Raw genomic sequence first — 18,335 nt, forward strand, 5'->3', positions numbered from 1 at the left:
ATCGGAGTATTTTTTACCTTTATATACTGAGTATAGTATCATTTCCTTTGGACAATGCGAGTACCTGCCGGCACACTTTCTGTCACCCATATGTTTCCACCTATGGTTGCTCCCTTCCCTATCGTGATACGTCCAAGAATTGTAGCATTTGAATATACCACCACGTCATCTTCAAGTATCGGATGTCTGGGAATTCCTTTGATTGGATTTCCGTTTTCGTCCATAGGAAAACTCTTGGCTCCTAACGTTACACCTTGATACAGTTTCACATTGTTGCCTATTATACATGTCGCTCCTATTACCACGCCCGTTCCGTGATCTATTGTGAAGTGATGCCCTATCGTAGCTCCCGGATGTATGTCTATTCCCGTTTCCGAGTGTGCCATTTCGGTAATTATTCTTGGAATGAGAGGAACGTTCAGAGTATATAGCTCGTGTGCTATTCTGTAGTTTGTGATAGCTCTTATAATCGGATAACAGCAGATTATTTCACCGAAACATGTAGCTGCAGGGTCGCCATAATATGCAGCCTCTACATCGGTTGCAAGTATACTTCTAATCTCTGGCAGACGTCTTATCAGTTCCGAAGCCAGACGTGCGGCAGTATCGCGACACGGTTCGTCTTTGGTTTCCATGCCGTTGTTCTCTACTCCGAAGCACAATCCTGCCTGAATCTGTTCCGTAAGCAGCTCGAACAGTCTTTCCAGATTTACTCCTATGTGATAGTTTATGTTCTGGCTGTTGATATTCGATTTTCCGAAATACCCAGGAAATAATATTGCTCTAGACAGATCTATAATCTCCTCAAGTGCTTTTCCTGATGGCAAAGGCTCACCGTCCTTATGCTGATGGAAAAGTCCGCGGTAAGAGTTGTTGTCCGACAGTTTGTCCACAGTATCTGTTAGTATGTGAGAATAATCAAATAAGGTCATATTGCTTTGGTTTTTATGATATTATTGGCAAATGTAAAGTATATTTTCTTATTTTGGTAATAAAATGAATATTTTTTGACTTGATACTGGTTTTGACATGTAATAAAAATGCAGTAAATTTGTGTCGAACATAATACTATATCTCTTATGCCGATAAAAAAGAACAATAATCCGTTTGCTTTCAAGGCCAAACAAGGAGTGAAGAAAAAAAGCAGTGGCAAACGTATTGGAAAGTCCAAGCCAGAAAAGGCCAACAATCAGTTGAACAGACGCGTTAAATAAAAAAATGATACGATACATGCAACAGTCGCGGCATGATCGTATCATAACTATGATATGGTAATTATTAGAAGTGTCCCTAAAAGAATTTCAATCAATTACTTCTTTATGCTTTTTATTACGGTTGAGGCTATTTTTGATGAACTCTTACGGCTAGCCTTGCTCAATTTGTCTGCCTTTTCGAGGTTCATGCAAGTGAAATAGTTATTTCCCTTTGTGATTTCTTTCTGGTTCTTGTCATACAGCGAGTAGCTTACAAAGTGGAAAAGTGTTCGTAAAGGCTTTTCCTGCCATTTCAAATAGTGCTGATTCAAGAACAGTACATAGTCTGCATTTGAGGCATCAATTAGTCGATGATATTCATTATTGTCGATACTGCTGAGGTCGATATATCTTTCTTCCTCCTCCCCTTTCAGCTGAATGTCGTCTATGATTTCGTTTATCTCGGATGAAACAACCGGGGAAACAAACGTATAATCCTTGTCTTTGTTTGACTGGATAATGTTGTTTGTGATAATCTTGTTATAAGTGTAACTGATACTGTCGGTTGGTATGCCTGTTTCTTCTGTAATCATACTTTGTGGAAAGTAGTTTGAGTTTACGTTATCCAGACCGATGACAAGTACCTTCTTGGTAGAAACATTGCTGTTTTCGTTTACATAGTCTTCTGCATTTGCAGATAGTGAGAGTCCCAATACAGATAATCCAAAAATAATACCTTTGAAAATTGTTGTTATCATCTCTTTCAAGTTTTAATTTCACGATACAAAAAGAGGCTGTCTCAAAATACTTTGAGATGGCCTTTTTTGTGTCTTCAAAAAAATCGGACAAGTCCTAACTTCGCTCAGCCAGAACTTGCCCGTTTCCCTAATTTTTTGTATCTTAGGGAATCAAGTTTAGATATCCCAAAGATAATGTTTAAAAGTTACACATCCAACGATAATCTGCTTTTACCTCCATGTTTAGGCGATTTTATTCCCCAGAACGATCCGGTCCGGGTTGTTCACCGTATCATTGAACAGATAAACCTTGAAGAACTTTACCGCAGGTATTCTCCTAAAGGCTGTTCTGCATACCATCCTCGCATGATGCTTCAGATTCTTGTCTATGCTTATTTGCGTAATATCTATTCCAGCCGTCGCATCGAAGAGTTCTGTCGCAATGACATCCGCTTCATGTGGCTTACCGGCAATGTGACCCCTGACCATAATACCATCAACCGTTTTCGCAGCAGCCGGCTGAAGGATGTACTCAAGACAATATTTGCCACCATCGTGAAGTTCCTCGTGGCGGAAGGTTTTGTAAGTCTGGATGTTGCCTGTACCGACGGAACGAAGATAGAGGCGGACGCCAACCGTTATACGTTCGTCTGGGGCAAGTCCATACATACGCGCATATCCAGAATCGCAGAACAGCTTGAAGAGATATGGCAGTACGCCGAGTCCGTCACCAAGCAGGAACTGCGTGATTCCGCTCCCCTTACATATCAGGATATCACCCCGGAGAAAGTGGAAAAGGCACTCGGGCAGATAGATGATGCCCTGAATGGAGTGGGCGCGGACAGAAAAATGAAAGCGAAGGTTAGGCGTGTAAGGAAGTCTTGGCCTGAACAGCTCAGGAAATATGAATCACAGGGAAAGATACTTGACGGACGCAACAGCTACTCAAAGACAGACAACGATGCAACTTTCATGCGCATGAAAGAGGACCATATGAAGAACGGACAACTAAAACCCGGATATAACTCCCAAATCAGTACCAATAAACAATTCATTCTGAACTATACTCTCCATCAGTGTGCGGGAGATACCTCCACCTATCCTCTGCATATGGATGATTTCCATTCCCTTTACGGCAGATACCCTGACGTATCTGTCTGTGATGCAGGATACGGAAGTGAAGAGAACTATCTGTATGCTTTCAAACATGGCATTGAAACTTTCATTAAGTACAATTATTTTCATAAGGAACAGAAAAGGAACTTCAGAAACGACCCGTTTCTGTCTGCCAACTTTTATTATAATGAGGAAAATGATGGTATGTACTGTCCTATGGGTCAGAGAATGGAAAGACTCTCCGATGTAAGGCGCGTAACAGACAACGGTTTTGTGCAGACAATATCAAGATACAGGGCACGCAACTGCAAGGATTGCCCGTTAAGATGCCGGTGCCATAAAAGTAGCTCGGAAAGGATTGTACAGGTAAATCACCGTCTGAGAAAAATCAAGGAAAGAGAACGTGAAAAACTACTTTCTGATGAAGGTCTGAAATATCGCAGTCAGCGACCACAGGATGTAGAAGCTGTATTTGGAAACCTCAAGAACAACAAACACTTCAAGAGGTTCCATCTTCGTGGACTTAAGAAGGTTGAAATTGAGTTTGGCCTGCTGGCAATAGCGCATAATCTTGCTAAAGTAGCCTCTTAGGAGGCTTATGGTAACAAAAAAACAGTTTGAGAAGGTGAAATCTTCAAAAGTAAGCTTATAAATTAATCTTTAAAGAAAAATCCAAAGGACTTCAATACGGAATGAAACAACAGAGGCTATCTCAAGTTCATTTTGAGACAGCCTCTTAATTCAGGCCTGGTTCCTATAGAGGTACTTTTTCAGTGCCCTCGAACAATCAGAACGCTATTTTTTCAAAAGCCTCGACTCCGAAGAAAATTTATTACCATCAATATTGCGGCAGTCGGCTTTTGGCAAAGATACCTTATTGAAAGACCTAATTTAAATGTTACTATTGTGCCAAGATGTTGTCTGATATTGCTTTCTAACAACCTAACGTATTATTATGTGTGTTTTTGACCTGGTAATTATAAAATTATTTTGGAAATTTTATTACCTTGACGGCGGATGAATACGCCGTTTTCAGGCTTGTTTACACCGATGCCATGAAGATTGAAGTACTCGACAGGTGCGTTATCGCTGTCGATGTCAATGTCCTTGATTGAGACAGTGCTATCTGATTTAAGCAAGAGCTGGTCAAGGATGAAACGGACAGCCTGGATAGTGAGACCGTTGGCTTTAAGTTTGTCGATATACTCCTGTTTAAGGGTCAGTGAGATGCTGTTGGTGGTATGGCTGAATTCCTCTGGATTAACGTCAGTGTTGATTTCAATGCCGCCCCAACTGCCAAAGAGAAGCTTGATGTAAGGATTGTCACTATCAGAAATCATGAATACAAGTTTGTCTCCGGCTTCGGCTTCTGAAAACAATGATGCCGGTAAATCAATGCTTCCAAATTCTTTAAAGCTTTTCGGCCCGACCCAGATAGCGTTTTCATCGACAGTTATTTCTGACGGGACATAGGCTATTTCGATTATTGAAACTCCATAACCGAAGGGCAAAAATCCATACTCCTTCATTGTGGTTACCTGTGACTTGATCAATGCGGATTGAGCAGTCACAGGATTTTCACCTTCAAGAGGAAAACTGAGCAAATCTGTCCATCCGTCAACAGGTTTGTCATAACATAATTTCAATATGGCTCCCTCCTGCATATTCAAGCGTATCTCGATTTTGCCTCCGACCATAAATTCGGTGCAGGACTCGGGGCTGATATTAATACCTCCGTTACTCCAGCTAAGGCTGACGCCTTCAGGTGCTTCGGATTGCCAAAGAATGACACGCTCTGATGCTGAGAGTTGAATGAGTGCTGACAGGACAGCAACACATGAAAGTAAACGTCTAATCATATATAGTTAAGGTTTTAGTAGGTTTCGTGATAAAAAGTTTAGATTGAGGCCACAAATTTAAGCATACTTTTTTTACGCATGAGATACTGTTATGTCTTCGTGATATGACGTTTTTGTACTATGATTCGAATAAAAGCGATTATGATACAAATTGAAACTTATGAAATCGAAATTGGTACAAACCGATAAAATACACTTTGACTGACGATACAATGAGAGCCCGACTTTCAACCTGTTTTTTTGAAAGTCGGGCTCTCCGTATTGTATTTTTCCGTATTGTGGGAAGGTATCAATAACTGTTAGCTATTGACCGCCGTCACAATTATAGCCATATAGGGACGTTCTGCTATCGGGACAAGCGAGCGGCCGCGGAAAGTTCCTTCAACCGGGGTTATTTTCATATTCCAGGTGTCAATAAGTGCAATTTTATAATCCGTATCATCTGGAAGTTCGAGAACCATCTGACAATGGATGTCACGTCCGGTATAAATCAGAAACCATTTATTGTCGGAACCGAGAGTAGGATAGTTCTGCCATCCGGTTATCTCTTTTACCGGTTTTATGTCTTTAGGCGATTTTTCAAGAATTTCTTTCAGGAAGCCTATGCGTTGCGGACTTTCACCTTTTAAGATTCCTCCTTTTGACCACCAGAGCACTTCATCTGACTTTTCAGGAGCTACGGAACCGTCGGAAAGCAACACTTCTCCGTGTCCGACAAAGCCGCCGGCAAGAAATCCGTTCCAGAACTTCTGAACCATTTCCTCTGCCGAAAGTGTTCCCCATATCCAGGGGATATTTCCTTCATAGCGACATTCATCATAAATGACCGGTTTGCCATATTCGCGGCAGATGTTGCCGGCGTTGTCGGTGTCCGGAGCCTGAATACTGACATGAGTTACATTACTGTCATTATGGTCATATAGTTTCACGCCATTATGAATACTCCGCAGATGATTGTAGGGGTCATTTTCAGCAAAAAATTCCAAGTGATGTTTCCAGTCGTCCACCGTATAAGCTTCCATGAAATCATATTCATTCGCCATGCTCCACCAGACATTTTTATAAGCCCCGAGGCGGGAGATTAGATACTGCATATAGCGGTCACGGTCAGCGAGGCCAATGGAACTGAAGCCCCAACGGTCGTATGGGTGAAAGACTATTATATCTGCTTCAATTCCGAGGCTGTCAAGCGAGGAAATGCACTGTTCGATGTTTCTGAAATATTCCGGAGTCAACTGTGAGAAATCCCATTGACCTACGGAGCCTTTGAAGGGATAAATTTCAGGTTCGTTCCGGTTCCAGTCATAGCTTTTCGGGAAAACGCACATCCGCAACTTGTTGAAACAACTTTTGCCGAGGGTCTCAAGTGTCTGTCGGCGCAGTTCTGATGGCTGATGGACCCAGGCATAGCAGGTCGTTCCTACCGGAATATATCTTGAACCATCAGCATAAACGAAATTCGTAGAGTCAACTCTGACAAGTCCGTGATTGTCAGCACTTGCTGTCACACACACGAACGAGCCTTTCTTCTCTTTGCGGTTTATGCCGTCAAAGCTTATACGATATTTCCACAATCCTGTTTTGTGCGGCATGAAACGGACTCTGTACACATCATCTCCGTCATAAAAACCTTTGACATTGACTGTGTCGGCGCCGTTTATGAAAGTAGCTTTGACCGTAACATCGTCAAAGGGGTTTCCCTTGACCTTCAAGTGGAATGGGAGTTCAAATATTTTCCATTGTTCGACCCTGTCGTTAGCGCGGACCTCTCCGAAAAGTAATGACAGCGCCATGGTCAGGAATATGATATTGATTCTCATATTGATTTTTTTTGAATAATTATTACGGGTATGATTATTTCTCAGCCATTACATCTATGATTCCGGCTTCGGTCCATTTAAATACTGTGCCTCCGAGACGGCTTGCCGATGTGCCGGGCCAGTCAGCGGAATAAGGCTCTCCTGAGGCCGGGTCGAGGCCTACATAGCGATGTGTTTTCAAGGATAGCAACATGAATTGGCCGTGAAGCATATCCTGCCACATAAAAAGGCAGTCATCGGTTTCTTTTGGTGACAGACGCAGGTCTCCTGACAGACCCAGACCGGCAACTGTTATGAAACCGTTTCCGTTGACGGCTTCAAGAGCCACTTTGCCGTTGCCTCTGTCGTGGACAATGAAGCGGCAGTTGTCGGTTTCATAATCGGCATCACCCTGCCATACTGACAGAACCATCCGACGGCTGTGGGCCTGCATCCGGTGATTGTTTGAAAGATTTGTCAGACTTATGACTTTTCCCAGTGGGATGTTGCGGCTGCGGTCGGCCAGCGGTTCTTCAACAATGAAATCATCGAACTCGGCATAGCCGCCGTTTTTCCCCAGTCGGTTGAATGCAAACAATGAAATTCTCGCACCCTGAAACGTCTTGGTCTGATAGGGTACCACCAGCCGTTGGCCTATATCCTGAAATGTCTTTCCATCGGTACTGAAACTGAATTGAGCCCATTCATGCTCGAAATCGCCTGTAAGCCGGAGCTGTATTTTGTGGCTGTCCAGCGGTTTTTCAATGCTTGTGTCTGTTCCGAGGTCATAATAGCTCAGCAGCGGTTTGCCGTCACGGATTTCAATGCCAATCCATTCGTAAGGAATGTTCATCAACGCCAATCCGGCAATATCGCCGTTTTTGAGTTTGTCGGCTTCAAGAGTTACGGTCGATACCGATACCGGTCCGATGCCTCGTTGAGTCAGTGTGTTCTTGGCCCAGTACAAATTTTTGGCCGGCATAGTGTTCAGGCGCAGTTTCCCTTTTCGTAATGACCATTTGCTGTCATCGGGCAGATGATTCCACTGCCACACAGGCTGAAGTCTGCCATTGTCAAAGTTATCGCTACGGCAGTAAGGAGCATGAGGAGTGACCGAAGCGGAAACAGAAGGTTTTAGCCAAGTCCGGGGTGAGCGGCCGAGATTGCCAGGCAGGCCGAAATAGGGCCATCCGTCAACCCATGTGACCGGCGAAAGGCAGGTCGTGCGCCCCACGGCCAGAAAATCGAGCATCGAAAATCCCCACCAGTCACCGTTTTCAAGCTGTACGATACCTCCTTGATGGAGAGTGGCACAACCCATTTTGTCGGCATTCGGTTTGACTGTTTTCAGAGACCATTTCCCCGGTTCGGGCATTGCGCCGTCCATAGGTATATCCACGGCCCATGTTGAGTGTTCTGTTCCCATAGTCTCTCGGCAGCTTATGACCCGGGTTTCATAAGGCCCTTCAAGTTTGTCGGCGCGGGCACACATCATACGCCCCATGGGCGAATAGTCAGCACTGATGATGTAGTATTTCCCATCAATTTTGTAGAAATGGTGTCCCTCGCCCATGGCATTGCCGCGTTCAATCAGGCAGAAGTCACTGTTATCGACATAGCCGCTGAAATCCGGTTTGATTTCGATACAGTGCACTTCATCATAACCGTAGATGGCATATATCCGTCCGTTGTCAAACAGGACAGACAGGTCATGTATGGCTCCTCCCATATTATAATGTGTCCACGGACCTTTGGGGTCCTCCGACACGTAAACCTGCATACCTATTCCGTTGATGTTTGAAAATATGTAGAATTTGCCGTCATGATAGCGTATGCAAGGAGCCCATATACCCTGGCCATAGGCTTCTTTCCCGTTTTCAAGCCGGAATCGGTCATCATCAATGTCAATACGGTCAAACGCGTAACTGCAGAAGTCCCAGTTGACAAGGTCTTTAGACTCCAGCACCACAAGGCCCGGATTACAGTGCATGGTTGTTCCCACTAAATAGAATGAATCGCCTACGCGGATTATGTCAGGGTCTGAAAACTCGTCATAGAATAACGGATTTGTGTATGTGCCGTTACCATTATCTGCGGTCCACGATAACTGTTGCCCGTTCATGCTCAGAAGTGTCATGAGGAACAGTGTCAGAATCATTATTTTTTTCATATATACTTAAAATTATATCCAAATATATGCTTTGCTATTCGAATTTCCAATAATCGAAATTAAAAAGTTTGCAGCCCTTGCGTCCGCGGAACACGAAAGTCAGGTCATGGACTCCGGTCACGGTCTCATAGAGGGGGGCTTTGACTGAAGTCCAGTTCTCCCAGCCGCCGGTCCCGGGAATCTCAATCGAGGCTATATGTTTCCCGGAAACGCTGTCGAGATACACGTCGATTCTGCCTCCCCGCAGCGCACTTGCCGCCGAAGCGGTCAACGAGCGTGCTCCCTTATCTCCGAAATCAACAGAACGCACCTGAAGGAAATCGCCGTCATGAATGTCCGAAACATAAATGCCGGTCTTGGCATTGGGCTCTGTTTTAAGCCCTTCGGACCATGCCATGGTCTCTGCCTCGACACGTGAATAGGGATTCAGAGTCCCTACCGGCTCAAGGCCTTTGTCGGAGGGCAGGATGACCGGTATGGAACCGTCAGGATTATAGTCAAAACGCTCGATAGCGGTCGACCTGTTGAAACCGCTGCCACCGGGAAGTGTGCCGCAATGATAGCAAAAGTAATTTGCGCCACGGAACTCTACGATACCGCAATGGTTGGTGAACGAGTTCATCTGCTGCAAAGGCATGATTTGCCCGGCATATTTCCACGGGCCATAAGGAGTTTTGCTCACGGAATAAGATATGTGTTCCGGAACTCCACCGGCTGCGTAAGCTAAAATATATCTGTCGCCGTGTTTATAAAACCACGGTCCTTCTTCATACAAATCCTTATAGTCGGTGAAAACCGTGCCTTCGGCCAGCTTTTCAGGCCCGCCGAATGAATTTTCATCCTGTTTGAATTTCCAGACGCCGTCAGCAACTTTCTCGGCATGGTCACCTTTGATTTCAAATTTATGGTCATAGGAAATCATGTCACGGTTAAGTTTGCAGCACCACAGACCGGGATTTCCCCAGTAGAGCCACGCATCACCGTTTGGTTCGATGAAAACCGTCGGGTCGATGTAGCCTCCGTGGCCGCTTACAAGCGGAGCTCCGATAGGGTCCTTGAAGGGACCGGTCGGACTGTCGGCCACAGCCACACCGATTGCCATATCATGAGTGGCCTTGTCGACACAGCATACGTACCAATAGAACTTGCCGTCACGTTCAACACACTGCGATGCCCATGCTCCCGATTCCGACCATTTGAATGTGTCGAGTGACATCGGGGAGCCGTGGTCGGTCCAGTTGACCATATCTTTGGATGAGTAGACTCTCCATTCATTCATTACAAACTCGTTATGCTCGCCATCCTCGTCATGACCGGTGTAGATGTAAAATGTATCGTCATAGACCATCGGAGCAGGGTCAGGCGTGAAATTTGTCTGTACAACCGGACGCTGTGCGTTGGAACACAGACTTGTCATGGACAACAAGAATATCGTAGTAGTAAAATACTTTTTCAATGCCATAAACTGTTAATACTTGTCGTGCTTGGAATTCTGATATTAAAAAATACTCTTCTGTATATGTTAATCACATAATCAACTATATCCCTAATATATACAGAAGAGTTGAACTGAAAATAATCTAATAATAAATTTTACCTCGGTATTGCGTTTTTAGAGAACTATTGTTTGTCGTCCTCTTCGGCTGCGGGTGCTCTGTCATAGATACTTTTCAGTGTGTATTCAGGGCTGTCATCGGAGACCGCACGAACCATCGCGGCAACTGAAGCTTCATTATAATGGATATAGTCGCCTGTCTGACGGTCAAATATAGCACCTTGACCGGCACCGATACCCTTACCGCCATTATCCCAGAATACAGGAGACAGGCCGCAGTCATGAGCTGCCTTGCAGAAATATTCGAGATAATAGTCTCGGAATGCGCTTTCGCGTCCGGCCGGACGGTTTGTACATGTGAACTCACCGATATAGACCGGAATGTTCTTGTCGGTAAATCTTTCCTTCAGTCCTCGGAAAATGTCTTCCAGACCTTCTTCATCGACATCATCGGCAGGGTATTTTCCTTCTGTTGCAGTATGGCCCCATTCAGGAAAGTATGTATAATTACCACCTTCATCATAAAATTCCATACAGAACTTTCCGGGAGAATAACAATGGACTGATACGAGTAGACGGCCGATTGCGGGGTCTTTGGGCAGTTCAAGGTGTTCAATTAGTTCCCATCCTCCGGCATATCCGGCTACACCAAGATAACGAGTGGCATTTTTGCCTCCGGTTGAGCGTACGGCATCGACAAAAACCTGAAGCCATTCGTTGAGCAGGTTATACTGATGACCATTATCTGTCAGATTGGCTCCCCATCCCCAGTCTCCGTCATGTATTTCGTTGAAAGCCTCGAAGATGAGGAAATCACCGGTATCTACGAAACGCTTGGCTATCTGAGTCCAGACTTTGCGTATCTGGTCCTCGACTTCAAGATTTTTGGCTACATTTGCAGCAGCCGGTTTGAAATCAAGCCAGAAACCATAACCTCCGGAGCCGTCGTGATGAATATTTATGATTATGTTCAACCCGGCTTTTTCTGCATAACCTACAATTTCAGCAACGCGTTCCAGACGGTCATCAATAATGTAGTCAGGAGCCGGACCGATATGGCCAATCCAAGTGACCGGTATACGTACAGTCTTGATTCCAGCTGCCTTAATTTTATAAAACAGTTCCTGAGTCAGCATCGGGTTACCATCGCTGGTCTCGCTGGCCACGCCGTTTTTGTAAGAGTCCATCTGATTGCCCGCATTCCAGCCCAAGCCAAGCCATGAAGCCACTTCGTAGGCTGAAGCCTGGGGTTGTGATGACTGGTTAATGGTCAGGGTTTTGGATTCAGTACCCGATGTTATGGTCACTGATGCGGTGCGGTCATCGCCCGTGTTGGCGGCGACCTTCACATCAAGGCGATAGATTGAAGCTGTCAGGCGTTCGAGATTGAGTTCTACCCAGTCTTCCGGACAGCTAATCTGTGGATACACTTCTGATTTGATGCGTAAAGAATTGGTGTTGCTTTCTTTCTGAAAGTACAGTACATCATTCTCAATGACAAAATTGATTCTGTCGGGTGCGAGATTATTGTCTTTGTCATCCGAGCAGGAAATAAATCCTACGGACAGAAGCAACGACAGTAATATCTGTAAAATATAGTTGGTTTTCATGATTTCTCAATCTGTTATGGTTTAACATACATACGGAAGTTGTCAAAATAGACAGCGATGTCCTGGACGTTTTTGAGGTTGCAGACATGGAGATAGACTGATGTCAGATTCTGCTTGATTTCACCGAATGTGGCAACTGATGTGAATTTTTCCATCGGAATCGAGCAGCACATCCAACGACCCTGTTCACACTTGCCGGTGATTCGGTCCTTGTAGCCATCGAAAGAATATTGGCTCTGGGGGATCGGAGTGTCTGTGAAAAAAATAAACCAGCAGTCCATTCCTTCGACATAAGGATAGTGCATATAACATTCGTAGCGGAATTCGACTTTTTCAATCGGAGTGTCGTCAGGTATATCAGTAATCTGTGCATCACCGAGGAAGAGCGGGCCCCACCATCCGTTTCCAATCTGAGTGGTACCCTCGATGCCCTGGAATTTGCCTGAGGTGTTGGCAGGTTTGTTGTTGGCTGTAGTTTCATCAACCGGTTTGCTTGAATCGGTTCCGCCCCAAAAGTAACGTCCGTAGTTGTCGAAGTCAATCAATACTCTTGATTTCTGATAGAAGGGTACGGTATCGCGGCCCTGCTCGGTTATCAGAATCAGTTGTCCGCCCTTTTCAGGCAGTGTGGGGAGTGAGAATGTAAGCTGAGTGTTGTCCTCGTTGGCGGAAATATCTTCGGCAGGGATTGTGATTTCGTCTTTACCGATAACGATAGCCACTATGTCGTCAAAATCCTTACCGTAGATGGTACACGGTTCGCCCCAGACAGGCATATCTGATGAAATATCCTTGATTACAGGTGGGGTTGGCTTGACAGAGCGGAAACCGATGACAGAGGGACCTGAATAACATTCGAGTACAATGTAGCCTTTGTCAGGGAATGAAGCCGGCATCAGGGCGGTGATTTCATCGAAAGTTGCGTTGACGGTGAATTCGGTGATTTCATATTTGGTCACCGGTTCTTCCGGTTCTACAAGATTACCTTCTTCATCGACCTCGTATGGGTTGATTTCAGATATGTAGAGGCTCTGTACTTCATAGAAATTCTCGCCTTTGATGCGGAACTCCTGACCTGGGACTAATGGTTCTTCTCCCACCCAGTCGGCCGTATATGAAATGAGGTTGGGAGCAGGAGAGTTGACATGGAAAGCATAGGTCGCAGTGCCGTGGTCCGTAACAAGGCGGATTTCAGGTCTCAGACTCGGGTCCTCGCCGACAAGCTTCAACTTTTCGGGAATCGAGAGGATGATGTTGGTTGAAGTGACATAAGTCGGATTAAAAGAGATTTTCTGGTCATTGATGTAGATTTCCTTGGCTCCATCGAGATGATGGCCCATGATTACAATCAGTTGCCAGCGCTCGCCGTCGGTGAAAAGGCTGTCAGGGTTTTCAATCGAACGGATTCCGGTGATGACCGGCTGTCCGTCCTTGTCACCGTCAGAGCTGCATGAGGCAAGGAACAGAACCTGCATCAGGCAGACTATGGCCACACAGAATAAAGTTTTATAATTTTTCATAATTAGTCTATCAATTGGGGTTAGTCTTTAAAATCATAGCTCACGGGCTCTTCTTTCAGCAATGGATTCTGAATAACATCGTTCTCAGGATAGGGCATGAACATCTTGCTGCTGATTACCACTACGGGCGATGTCGGCTGAATCAGGCCTTCATAAGTCAGTGTTCCGTCAGGATCTTTTTTGATTTTGTCGGCACGAGTGCCACGATTCTGATTATTGATGAGGTTGAGAATCAGTTCGGGTTTCCACTTGAACCAGCTGATGTATTCATACCAGTTGGTGAACTCCATGCAGAATTCGATGCGGCGTTCGCGGACTATGTCCTCGAACGTGATTGATTTTTTCGGGTCAATCTGTGCACGCTCGCGGATTTTGTTAAAAGCATCGAGACCGGGTCCGTCAGTGAGTTTATCCTTGTTGCCGAGACAGGCTTCAGCATAGGTGAGATAAGTGTCGGCAAGTCGGATGATATAGGTGTTGAGCGGCGAGCTCATCGGAGCTACAAAACCGTCATTGTCATCATCGGGACCACCGATGGCACCCTTTTTGATTTGTGCACTCTCTTTATCGTAGTGGTAACCACCTTCCGAAATGTTGATTTCCGGGTAGAAGGTATACTGCGTCATGTAAGTGGCGTTACGGCGGATGGTATCGGCAAGTTCGTACTGGTCAAGCATTTCCAACGGTGCAAATGGAGAGCCCCAGGCACCGATGCCGCCGGTTATCTCATTGATTGAGAGTATTGAGTAAAGGGTGTTCTGTGTGCCCCATTCGCCGAGTGGAACCCACTGCATGGCCAAGAGTGACTCTTCATTGTTGTTGAATTTATATTTGAAGAGGTCGGCATAGTTGGGGAGCAGGTTCAGACCGCTTCTGTTGATTACATCCTCGCAGAGAGTCTTGCATTTCTCAAGGTCGGCTTCATCGCGTGCTCCTCCGTTCCAGCCTGAACGGCACAGATAGACTTTGGCGAGAAGTGCTTTGGCTGACCAGCAGGTAGCGCGGCCCTTGACTCCGGTTTCTGGAAGATAGTCGGCGGCTATTTCAAGGTCACGGATGATGAATTTGAACACATCCTCCTCTTTGTTGAGCGGACGCACGGGATTATTGACGATGTCCTGATTGTTTTCAAACAGAATCATCGGTCCCCAGAAGCGGACTGCATAAAAGTATGCGGCCGCTCTCATCAGTCGGGCTTCGCCGATGGCGGTGTGAATGCCGGCTTCCGTACAGTCAGGCCCGACTTTTGTCTGGCAGGCGTCTATGATGGAGTTGGACATGGTCACAACCGCATAGAATGAACGCCAGATGTTTGAAAGGTGTGAGTTAAGAGCTGTCACCTGCATGGTATTGAATTCAGGAGCATTCCATGGGTCGTAACACTCATTAGCCAGACTGCTGATATAGAGTGCTCCTTCTCCGTTATATTCAAACCATGGACGGTTATACAGAACTGAAGTCGCTGCTTCGAGGGCCTTGTCAGAAACATAATATGTTTCTTCAACATAGTTTCCCTGTGGCATTTTTTCAAGGAAATCTTCACCGCAGGATGAAAGACAGGCTGCGATTCCGAGTCCTAATAGTGGAATATATGATTTTTTCATTGTTATTCTTGTTAGAGTGAAACATTAAGTCCGAAAGTAAAGATGACTTGTGACGGATAACGGGCATAGTCAATGCCGCGGGTCAGCACGTCGTAGTTGTAAGCTCCGATTTCAGGGTCAAATCCTTTATACTTGGTGAAAGTGAACGGATTCTGCACGTTGAAGTAGAGCCGGAGGTTTTCAAGGCTGGCTTTTTTGATTAGTGATTTCGGGAATGTATAGCCTAATGAGATGTTTTTCACACGGAGATATGAGCCGTCCTCGACAAAATAGCTGCTCATGCGGTTGTTGTCGTTTGAGTTATCGACTGCAATGCGGCAGATTGTTGCTTCGGGATTGATTACGTGCATGTTTTCAAACGTATGTCCGCCGTTGGGGTCGATTAATCCCACACTTGCAAAGTTTGTGACTTCGCGGAGAAGATTGGAATTGCGCATCGGTGCGGTGTAGGTCTGACGCAGGGAGTTAAACACTTTGTTGCCATAAACGCCGACAAGTGAGACATTGAGGTCGAAATCCTTGTAGGTGAATGTGGTGTTGAATCCGTAAGTGAATTTGGGCTCGGGATTACCGATGAATTTGCGGTCAGCTTCAGTGATGACACCGTCATGGTTGACATCTTCGAAGATGTAGTCGCCATACCAGATTTCATTCTCCTTGATGGTCTTGTTTTCAGGGATGGCCACAAGAATTTTTTTGAAATTGTCGTCAAGCATGAAATCGCCGTTCCGGTCCTTCACATAGAAATCATCAGCTTCTTTGAACATTCCGATTACATTATAGCCGTAGAACTGGCCGACAGGTTCACCGACAACTGTTTTGGTATAGGTTTCAGCCCCGATTGTACCGGTGATGCTTGATGCTTGGGTGTAGAGCTTTGTCACTTTGTTGCGGTTGAGCGAGAAGGTGAAGCCTGTTCTCCAGGTGAAATCGCGGGTGCTGATGTTGACGGTGTTGAGAGTGAATTCAAAACCTTTGTTTTCAATGGCGCCGGCATTGACCCAGGGCGATGATATGATTGAAGTCACATAGCCCGGCAGCGATGCCCGCATGAGCAGATTGTCAGTTTTCTTGAGATAGCCGTCAATGATGAATTCCAGACGGTTGTTGAACATGGCCAGGTCAAGGCCGATGTTATAGGACTTGGTTTCCTCCCATTTCAGCTTGTCATTGGAGTAATTGCCTGCATAGAAGCCAGCGCCCCAGACGGTGGCGCTTGAAGCCATCGAAGTTCCATAGGCATAGGCTCCGGCATTCTGGTTGCCGACGATACCCCAGCCGAGACGGAGTTTCAGGTTATTGAGCGGCTCAAATCCTTGGAGGAATTTTTCCTGGCTTATTCTCCAGCCGAGAGCCGCGGAGGGGAACCAGCCCCAGCGGTTTGCTTTGCCGAAATTTGACGAGCCGTCGGTACGGAGTGTGAAGGTCAGGAGGTAGCGGTCATCAAAATTATAGTTGACGCGGCCGAAGTATGATTCCATCGAACCTGAGCCTCGCGAACTGTTGTTTTTGGCAGTGAGGGCGTCACCGGCATCAAGTTCATGGACTGAGTTGAGGAAGAAATTGCGGCGGGAACCTGAAAGGTATTCATACTCGTTTTCATTTGACTCGTGGCCGAGCATTACATTCAGATGGTGTTTGCGTATTTGCTTGTCATAAGTCAGGAAGGTCTTGAAGAAATGGTTCTTGCCATTGCTTGCGCTGCGTGAGCTTTCTGAGTCCTGGACAAAGAGGCCATAGTCATAAGTCGGGCGGTAGTAGTAATGGTTATTGTAGTTGAAACCGCCGCCGTACTCCAGACGGAGAGTGAGACCTTTGATAATTATGAAGTCAGCCCAGATATTTCCGAAGAAGTTGGTTCCGCGGTCGTAGTCCTCGCGCAGAAGGGCATCAGCTACAGGGTTGGCATAGAATGTGCCGAAATTGTCGTCCTGAGCCTGGAAACCGTAGGAGCCGTCAGGATTCCTGACCGGCACATTGGGGTGCTGGTCAAAGGCAGTGCGGATGATGTTGCCGTTATCAATGGTATTGGTCTGCTTGGTGCGGCTCAGAGACGCGCTGACACCCATGGAGAGCCATTTGGTAATATTGGCGTCGAGGTTGATACGTCCGGAGAGACGCTCGAAATCCGAGCCGATTGCGATACCGTCCTGGTCAAGGTAGCCGAGGCCTAAGGCATAGCGTCCCCAGTCGTTACCGCCTGAAACAGTTACCTGATGGTTGTGCATACCGGCGGTCCTGAAAATTTCATTCTGCCAGTTGGTGCCGGGGCCGAGAATCGAGGGGTCACCGAATTCTTTGGTGGCGCCGAAACCGATGACATCGGCACGGTGGTTGCGGAAGATGGCAAATTCTTTAAGATTCAGGACATCGAGACGCTTGGGAATCTGCTGGATGCCATAGTAGCCTTCATAGCTGATTTTGGTCTTTCCGGCTTCACCGCGCTTTGTCTTAATCATAATCACGCCGTTGCTTGCGCGTGAACCGTAGATGGCAGTTGACGAAGCATCCTTGAGTACTTCCATTGACACGATGTCAGCGGGATTTATCGAAGAAAGAGCATTGGTGTTGCCGTCAGACTGGCCTGACAGGGGGACACCGTCGATTACGTACAATGGTTCATTGCCGTTGAGAGAATTGGTGCCTCGGATGCTTACTGAAATACCACCACCGGGGGCACCTGTGTTTTGCGTTACCTGAACGCCGGCCGCATGTCCCTGCAGGACCTGGTCAAGTGAAGTTGCTACGGTTTTCTTGATGTCGTCGGCCGATACTGAGACAACTGAACCTGTTAGGTCACTGCGTTTCATAGTTCCGTAGCCGACCACAACCACCTCATCCAAGGTTTCGACATCTTCTTTGAGGTAGATGTTGACTTTTGTCTTGTCTCCGACTTTGAAACTCTGGGGCAGGTAGCCGATATAGGTGAAAGTGATCGTCTGACCTTTATTCACGTTGATGGAGAATGCACCATCAGCATCAGTGATCACTCCCACACCGGAGCTTGATTTTACAGTTGCTCCGATAAGCGGGGCATTGTCATCGGCGCTTCTTACAGTACCGGTGAGCTTTACGTTCTGTGCTAAACCCGGGATGAAGAATCCACCAAGCAGCATTACGGTAACTATACATCTTAATAGATACCGCGGACTTTTGTTAAACAATCTGCGTA

12 protein-coding genes are annotated in these 18,335 nt (G+C 46.1%); 2 read left to right on the top strand and 10 right to left on the bottom strand.

Features of this window, described 5'->3' with window-relative positions:
- Window positions 1-38 precede the first annotated feature (38 nt).
- On the bottom strand, window positions 39-932 hold the full coding sequence (locus I6E11_RS01005) for a serine O-acetyltransferase (RefSeq protein ID WP_235335987.1): 894 nt from the start codon (window positions 930-932) through the stop codon (window positions 39-41).
- 147 nt (window positions 933-1,079) lie between these two features.
- Here I6E11_RS01005 and I6E11_RS15030 point away from each other — a divergent pair, with 147 nt between their 5' ends.
- On the top strand, window positions 1,080-1,214 hold the full coding sequence (locus I6E11_RS15030; protein WP_262911637.1) for a hypothetical protein: 135 nt from the start codon (window positions 1,080-1,082) through the stop codon (window positions 1,212-1,214).
- 95 nt (window positions 1,215-1,309) lie between these two features.
- Here the strand turns inward: I6E11_RS15030 and I6E11_RS01010 are convergent, their stop codons facing one another.
- Window positions 1,310-1,951 (bottom strand): hypothetical protein, encoded by a 642-nt coding sequence (locus tag I6E11_RS01010; protein WP_235335988.1) that lies wholly within the window; start codon window positions 1,949-1,951, stop codon window positions 1,310-1,312.
- Window positions 1,952-2,125: 174 nt separating this feature from the next.
- On the opposite strand from I6E11_RS01010, the gene I6E11_RS01015 reads away from it, so the two are divergent.
- Window positions 2,126-3,637 carry an IS1182 family transposase gene (locus I6E11_RS01015; protein WP_235335989.1) on the top strand — a complete coding sequence of 504 codons (1,512 nt, stop codon included), beginning with the start codon at window positions 2,126-2,128 and terminating at the stop codon, window positions 3,635-3,637.
- Window positions 3,638-4,023: 386 nt separating this feature from the next.
- On the opposite strand, the gene I6E11_RS01020 is transcribed toward I6E11_RS01015, so the two are convergent.
- From I6E11_RS01020 to I6E11_RS01055, 8 genes are all read right to left on the bottom strand, one after another.
- The gene (locus I6E11_RS01020) at window positions 4,024-4,743 is read right to left on the bottom strand and encodes a hypothetical protein (protein WP_235335990.1); all 720 of its coding nucleotides are present in this window, start codon (window positions 4,741-4,743) and stop codon (window positions 4,024-4,026) included.
- A gap of 461 nt (window positions 4,744-5,204) precedes the next feature.
- Entirely contained in the window at window positions 5,205-6,725 is a 1,521-nt protein-coding gene (locus I6E11_RS01025; protein WP_235335991.1) for a DUF5060 domain-containing protein, read from the bottom strand.
- A 34-nt stretch (window positions 6,726-6,759) separates the two neighbouring features.
- Window positions 6,760-8,874, bottom strand: a complete 2,115-nt coding sequence (locus I6E11_RS01030; protein WP_235335992.1) for a glycoside hydrolase family 43 protein — start codon at window positions 8,872-8,874, stop codon at window positions 6,760-6,762.
- 34 nt (window positions 8,875-8,908) lie between these two features.
- Window positions 8,909-10,336 carry a glycoside hydrolase family 43 protein gene (locus I6E11_RS01035; RefSeq protein ID WP_235335993.1) on the bottom strand — a complete coding sequence of 476 codons (1,428 nt, stop codon included), beginning with the start codon at window positions 10,334-10,336 and terminating at the stop codon, window positions 8,909-8,911.
- Between the two features lie 158 nt (window positions 10,337-10,494).
- Window positions 10,495-12,039, bottom strand: a complete 1,545-nt coding sequence (locus I6E11_RS01040; protein WP_235335994.1) for a cellulase family glycosylhydrolase — start codon at window positions 12,037-12,039, stop codon at window positions 10,495-10,497.
- Between the two features lie 14 nt (window positions 12,040-12,053).
- Complete coding sequence (locus tag I6E11_RS01045) at window positions 12,054-13,559, bottom strand: glycan-binding surface protein (RefSeq protein WP_235335995.1); 1,506 nt, start codon at window positions 13,557-13,559, stop codon at window positions 12,054-12,056.
- A 20-nt stretch (window positions 13,560-13,579) separates the two neighbouring features.
- On the bottom strand, window positions 13,580-15,163 hold the full coding sequence (locus I6E11_RS01050) for a RagB/SusD family nutrient uptake outer membrane protein (RefSeq protein WP_235335996.1): 1,584 nt from the start codon (window positions 15,161-15,163) through the stop codon (window positions 13,580-13,582).
- 11 nt (window positions 15,164-15,174) lie between these two features.
- Window positions 15,175-18,279, bottom strand: a complete 3,105-nt coding sequence (locus tag I6E11_RS01055) for a SusC/RagA family TonB-linked outer membrane protein (RefSeq protein ID WP_235335997.1) — start codon at window positions 18,277-18,279, stop codon at window positions 15,175-15,177.
- Between the last annotated feature and the right edge of the window lie 56 nt (window positions 18,280-18,335).

Source organism: Bacteroides caecigallinarum, assembly GCF_021531075.1.
Lineage (GTDB): Bacteria > Bacteroidota > Bacteroidia > Bacteroidales > Bacteroidaceae > Phocaeicola > Phocaeicola caecigallinarum_B.

Bases quoted from the DNA above. Each gene is read 5' to 3' on its own strand.
- I6E11_RS01015 (WP_235335989.1), top strand. From the start codon at position 2,126: ATGTTTAAAAGTTACACATCCAACGATAATCTGCTTTTACCTCCATGT.
- I6E11_RS01035 (WP_235335993.1), bottom strand. From the start codon at position 10,336: ATGGCATTGAAAAAGTATTTTACTACTACGATATTCTTGTTGTCCATG.
- I6E11_RS01020 (WP_235335990.1), bottom strand. From the start codon at position 4,743: ATGGTCGGAGGCAAAATCGAGATACGCTTGAATATGCAGGAGGGAGCC.
- I6E11_RS01030 (WP_235335992.1), bottom strand. From the start codon at position 8,874: ATGAAAAAAATAATGATTCTGACACTGTTCCTCATGACACTTCTGAGC.
- I6E11_RS15030 (WP_262911637.1), top strand. From the start codon at position 1,080: ATGCCGATAAAAAAGAACAATAATCCGTTTGCTTTCAAGGCCAAACAA.
- I6E11_RS01025 (WP_235335991.1), bottom strand. From the start codon at position 6,725: ATGAGAATCAATATCATATTCCTGACCATGGCGCTGTCATTACTTTTC.
- I6E11_RS01050 (WP_235335996.1), bottom strand. From the start codon at position 15,163: ATGAAAAAATCATATATTCCACTATTAGGACTCGGAATCGCAGCCTGT.
- I6E11_RS01010 (WP_235335988.1), bottom strand. From the start codon at position 1,951: ATGATAACAACAATTTTCAAAGGTATTATTTTTGGATTATCTGTATTG.
- I6E11_RS01005 (WP_235335987.1), bottom strand. From the start codon at position 932: ATGACCTTATTTGATTATTCTCACATACTAACAGATACTGTGGACAAA.
- I6E11_RS01040 (WP_235335994.1), bottom strand. From the start codon at position 12,039: ATGAAAACCAACTATATTTTACAGATATTACTGTCGTTGCTTCTGTCC.
- I6E11_RS01045 (WP_235335995.1), bottom strand. From the start codon at position 13,559: ATGAAAAATTATAAAACTTTATTCTGTGTGGCCATAGTCTGCCTGATG.
- I6E11_RS01055 (WP_235335997.1), bottom strand. From the start codon at position 18,279: ATGCTGCTTGGTGGATTCTTCATCCCGGGTTTAGCACAGAACGTAAAG.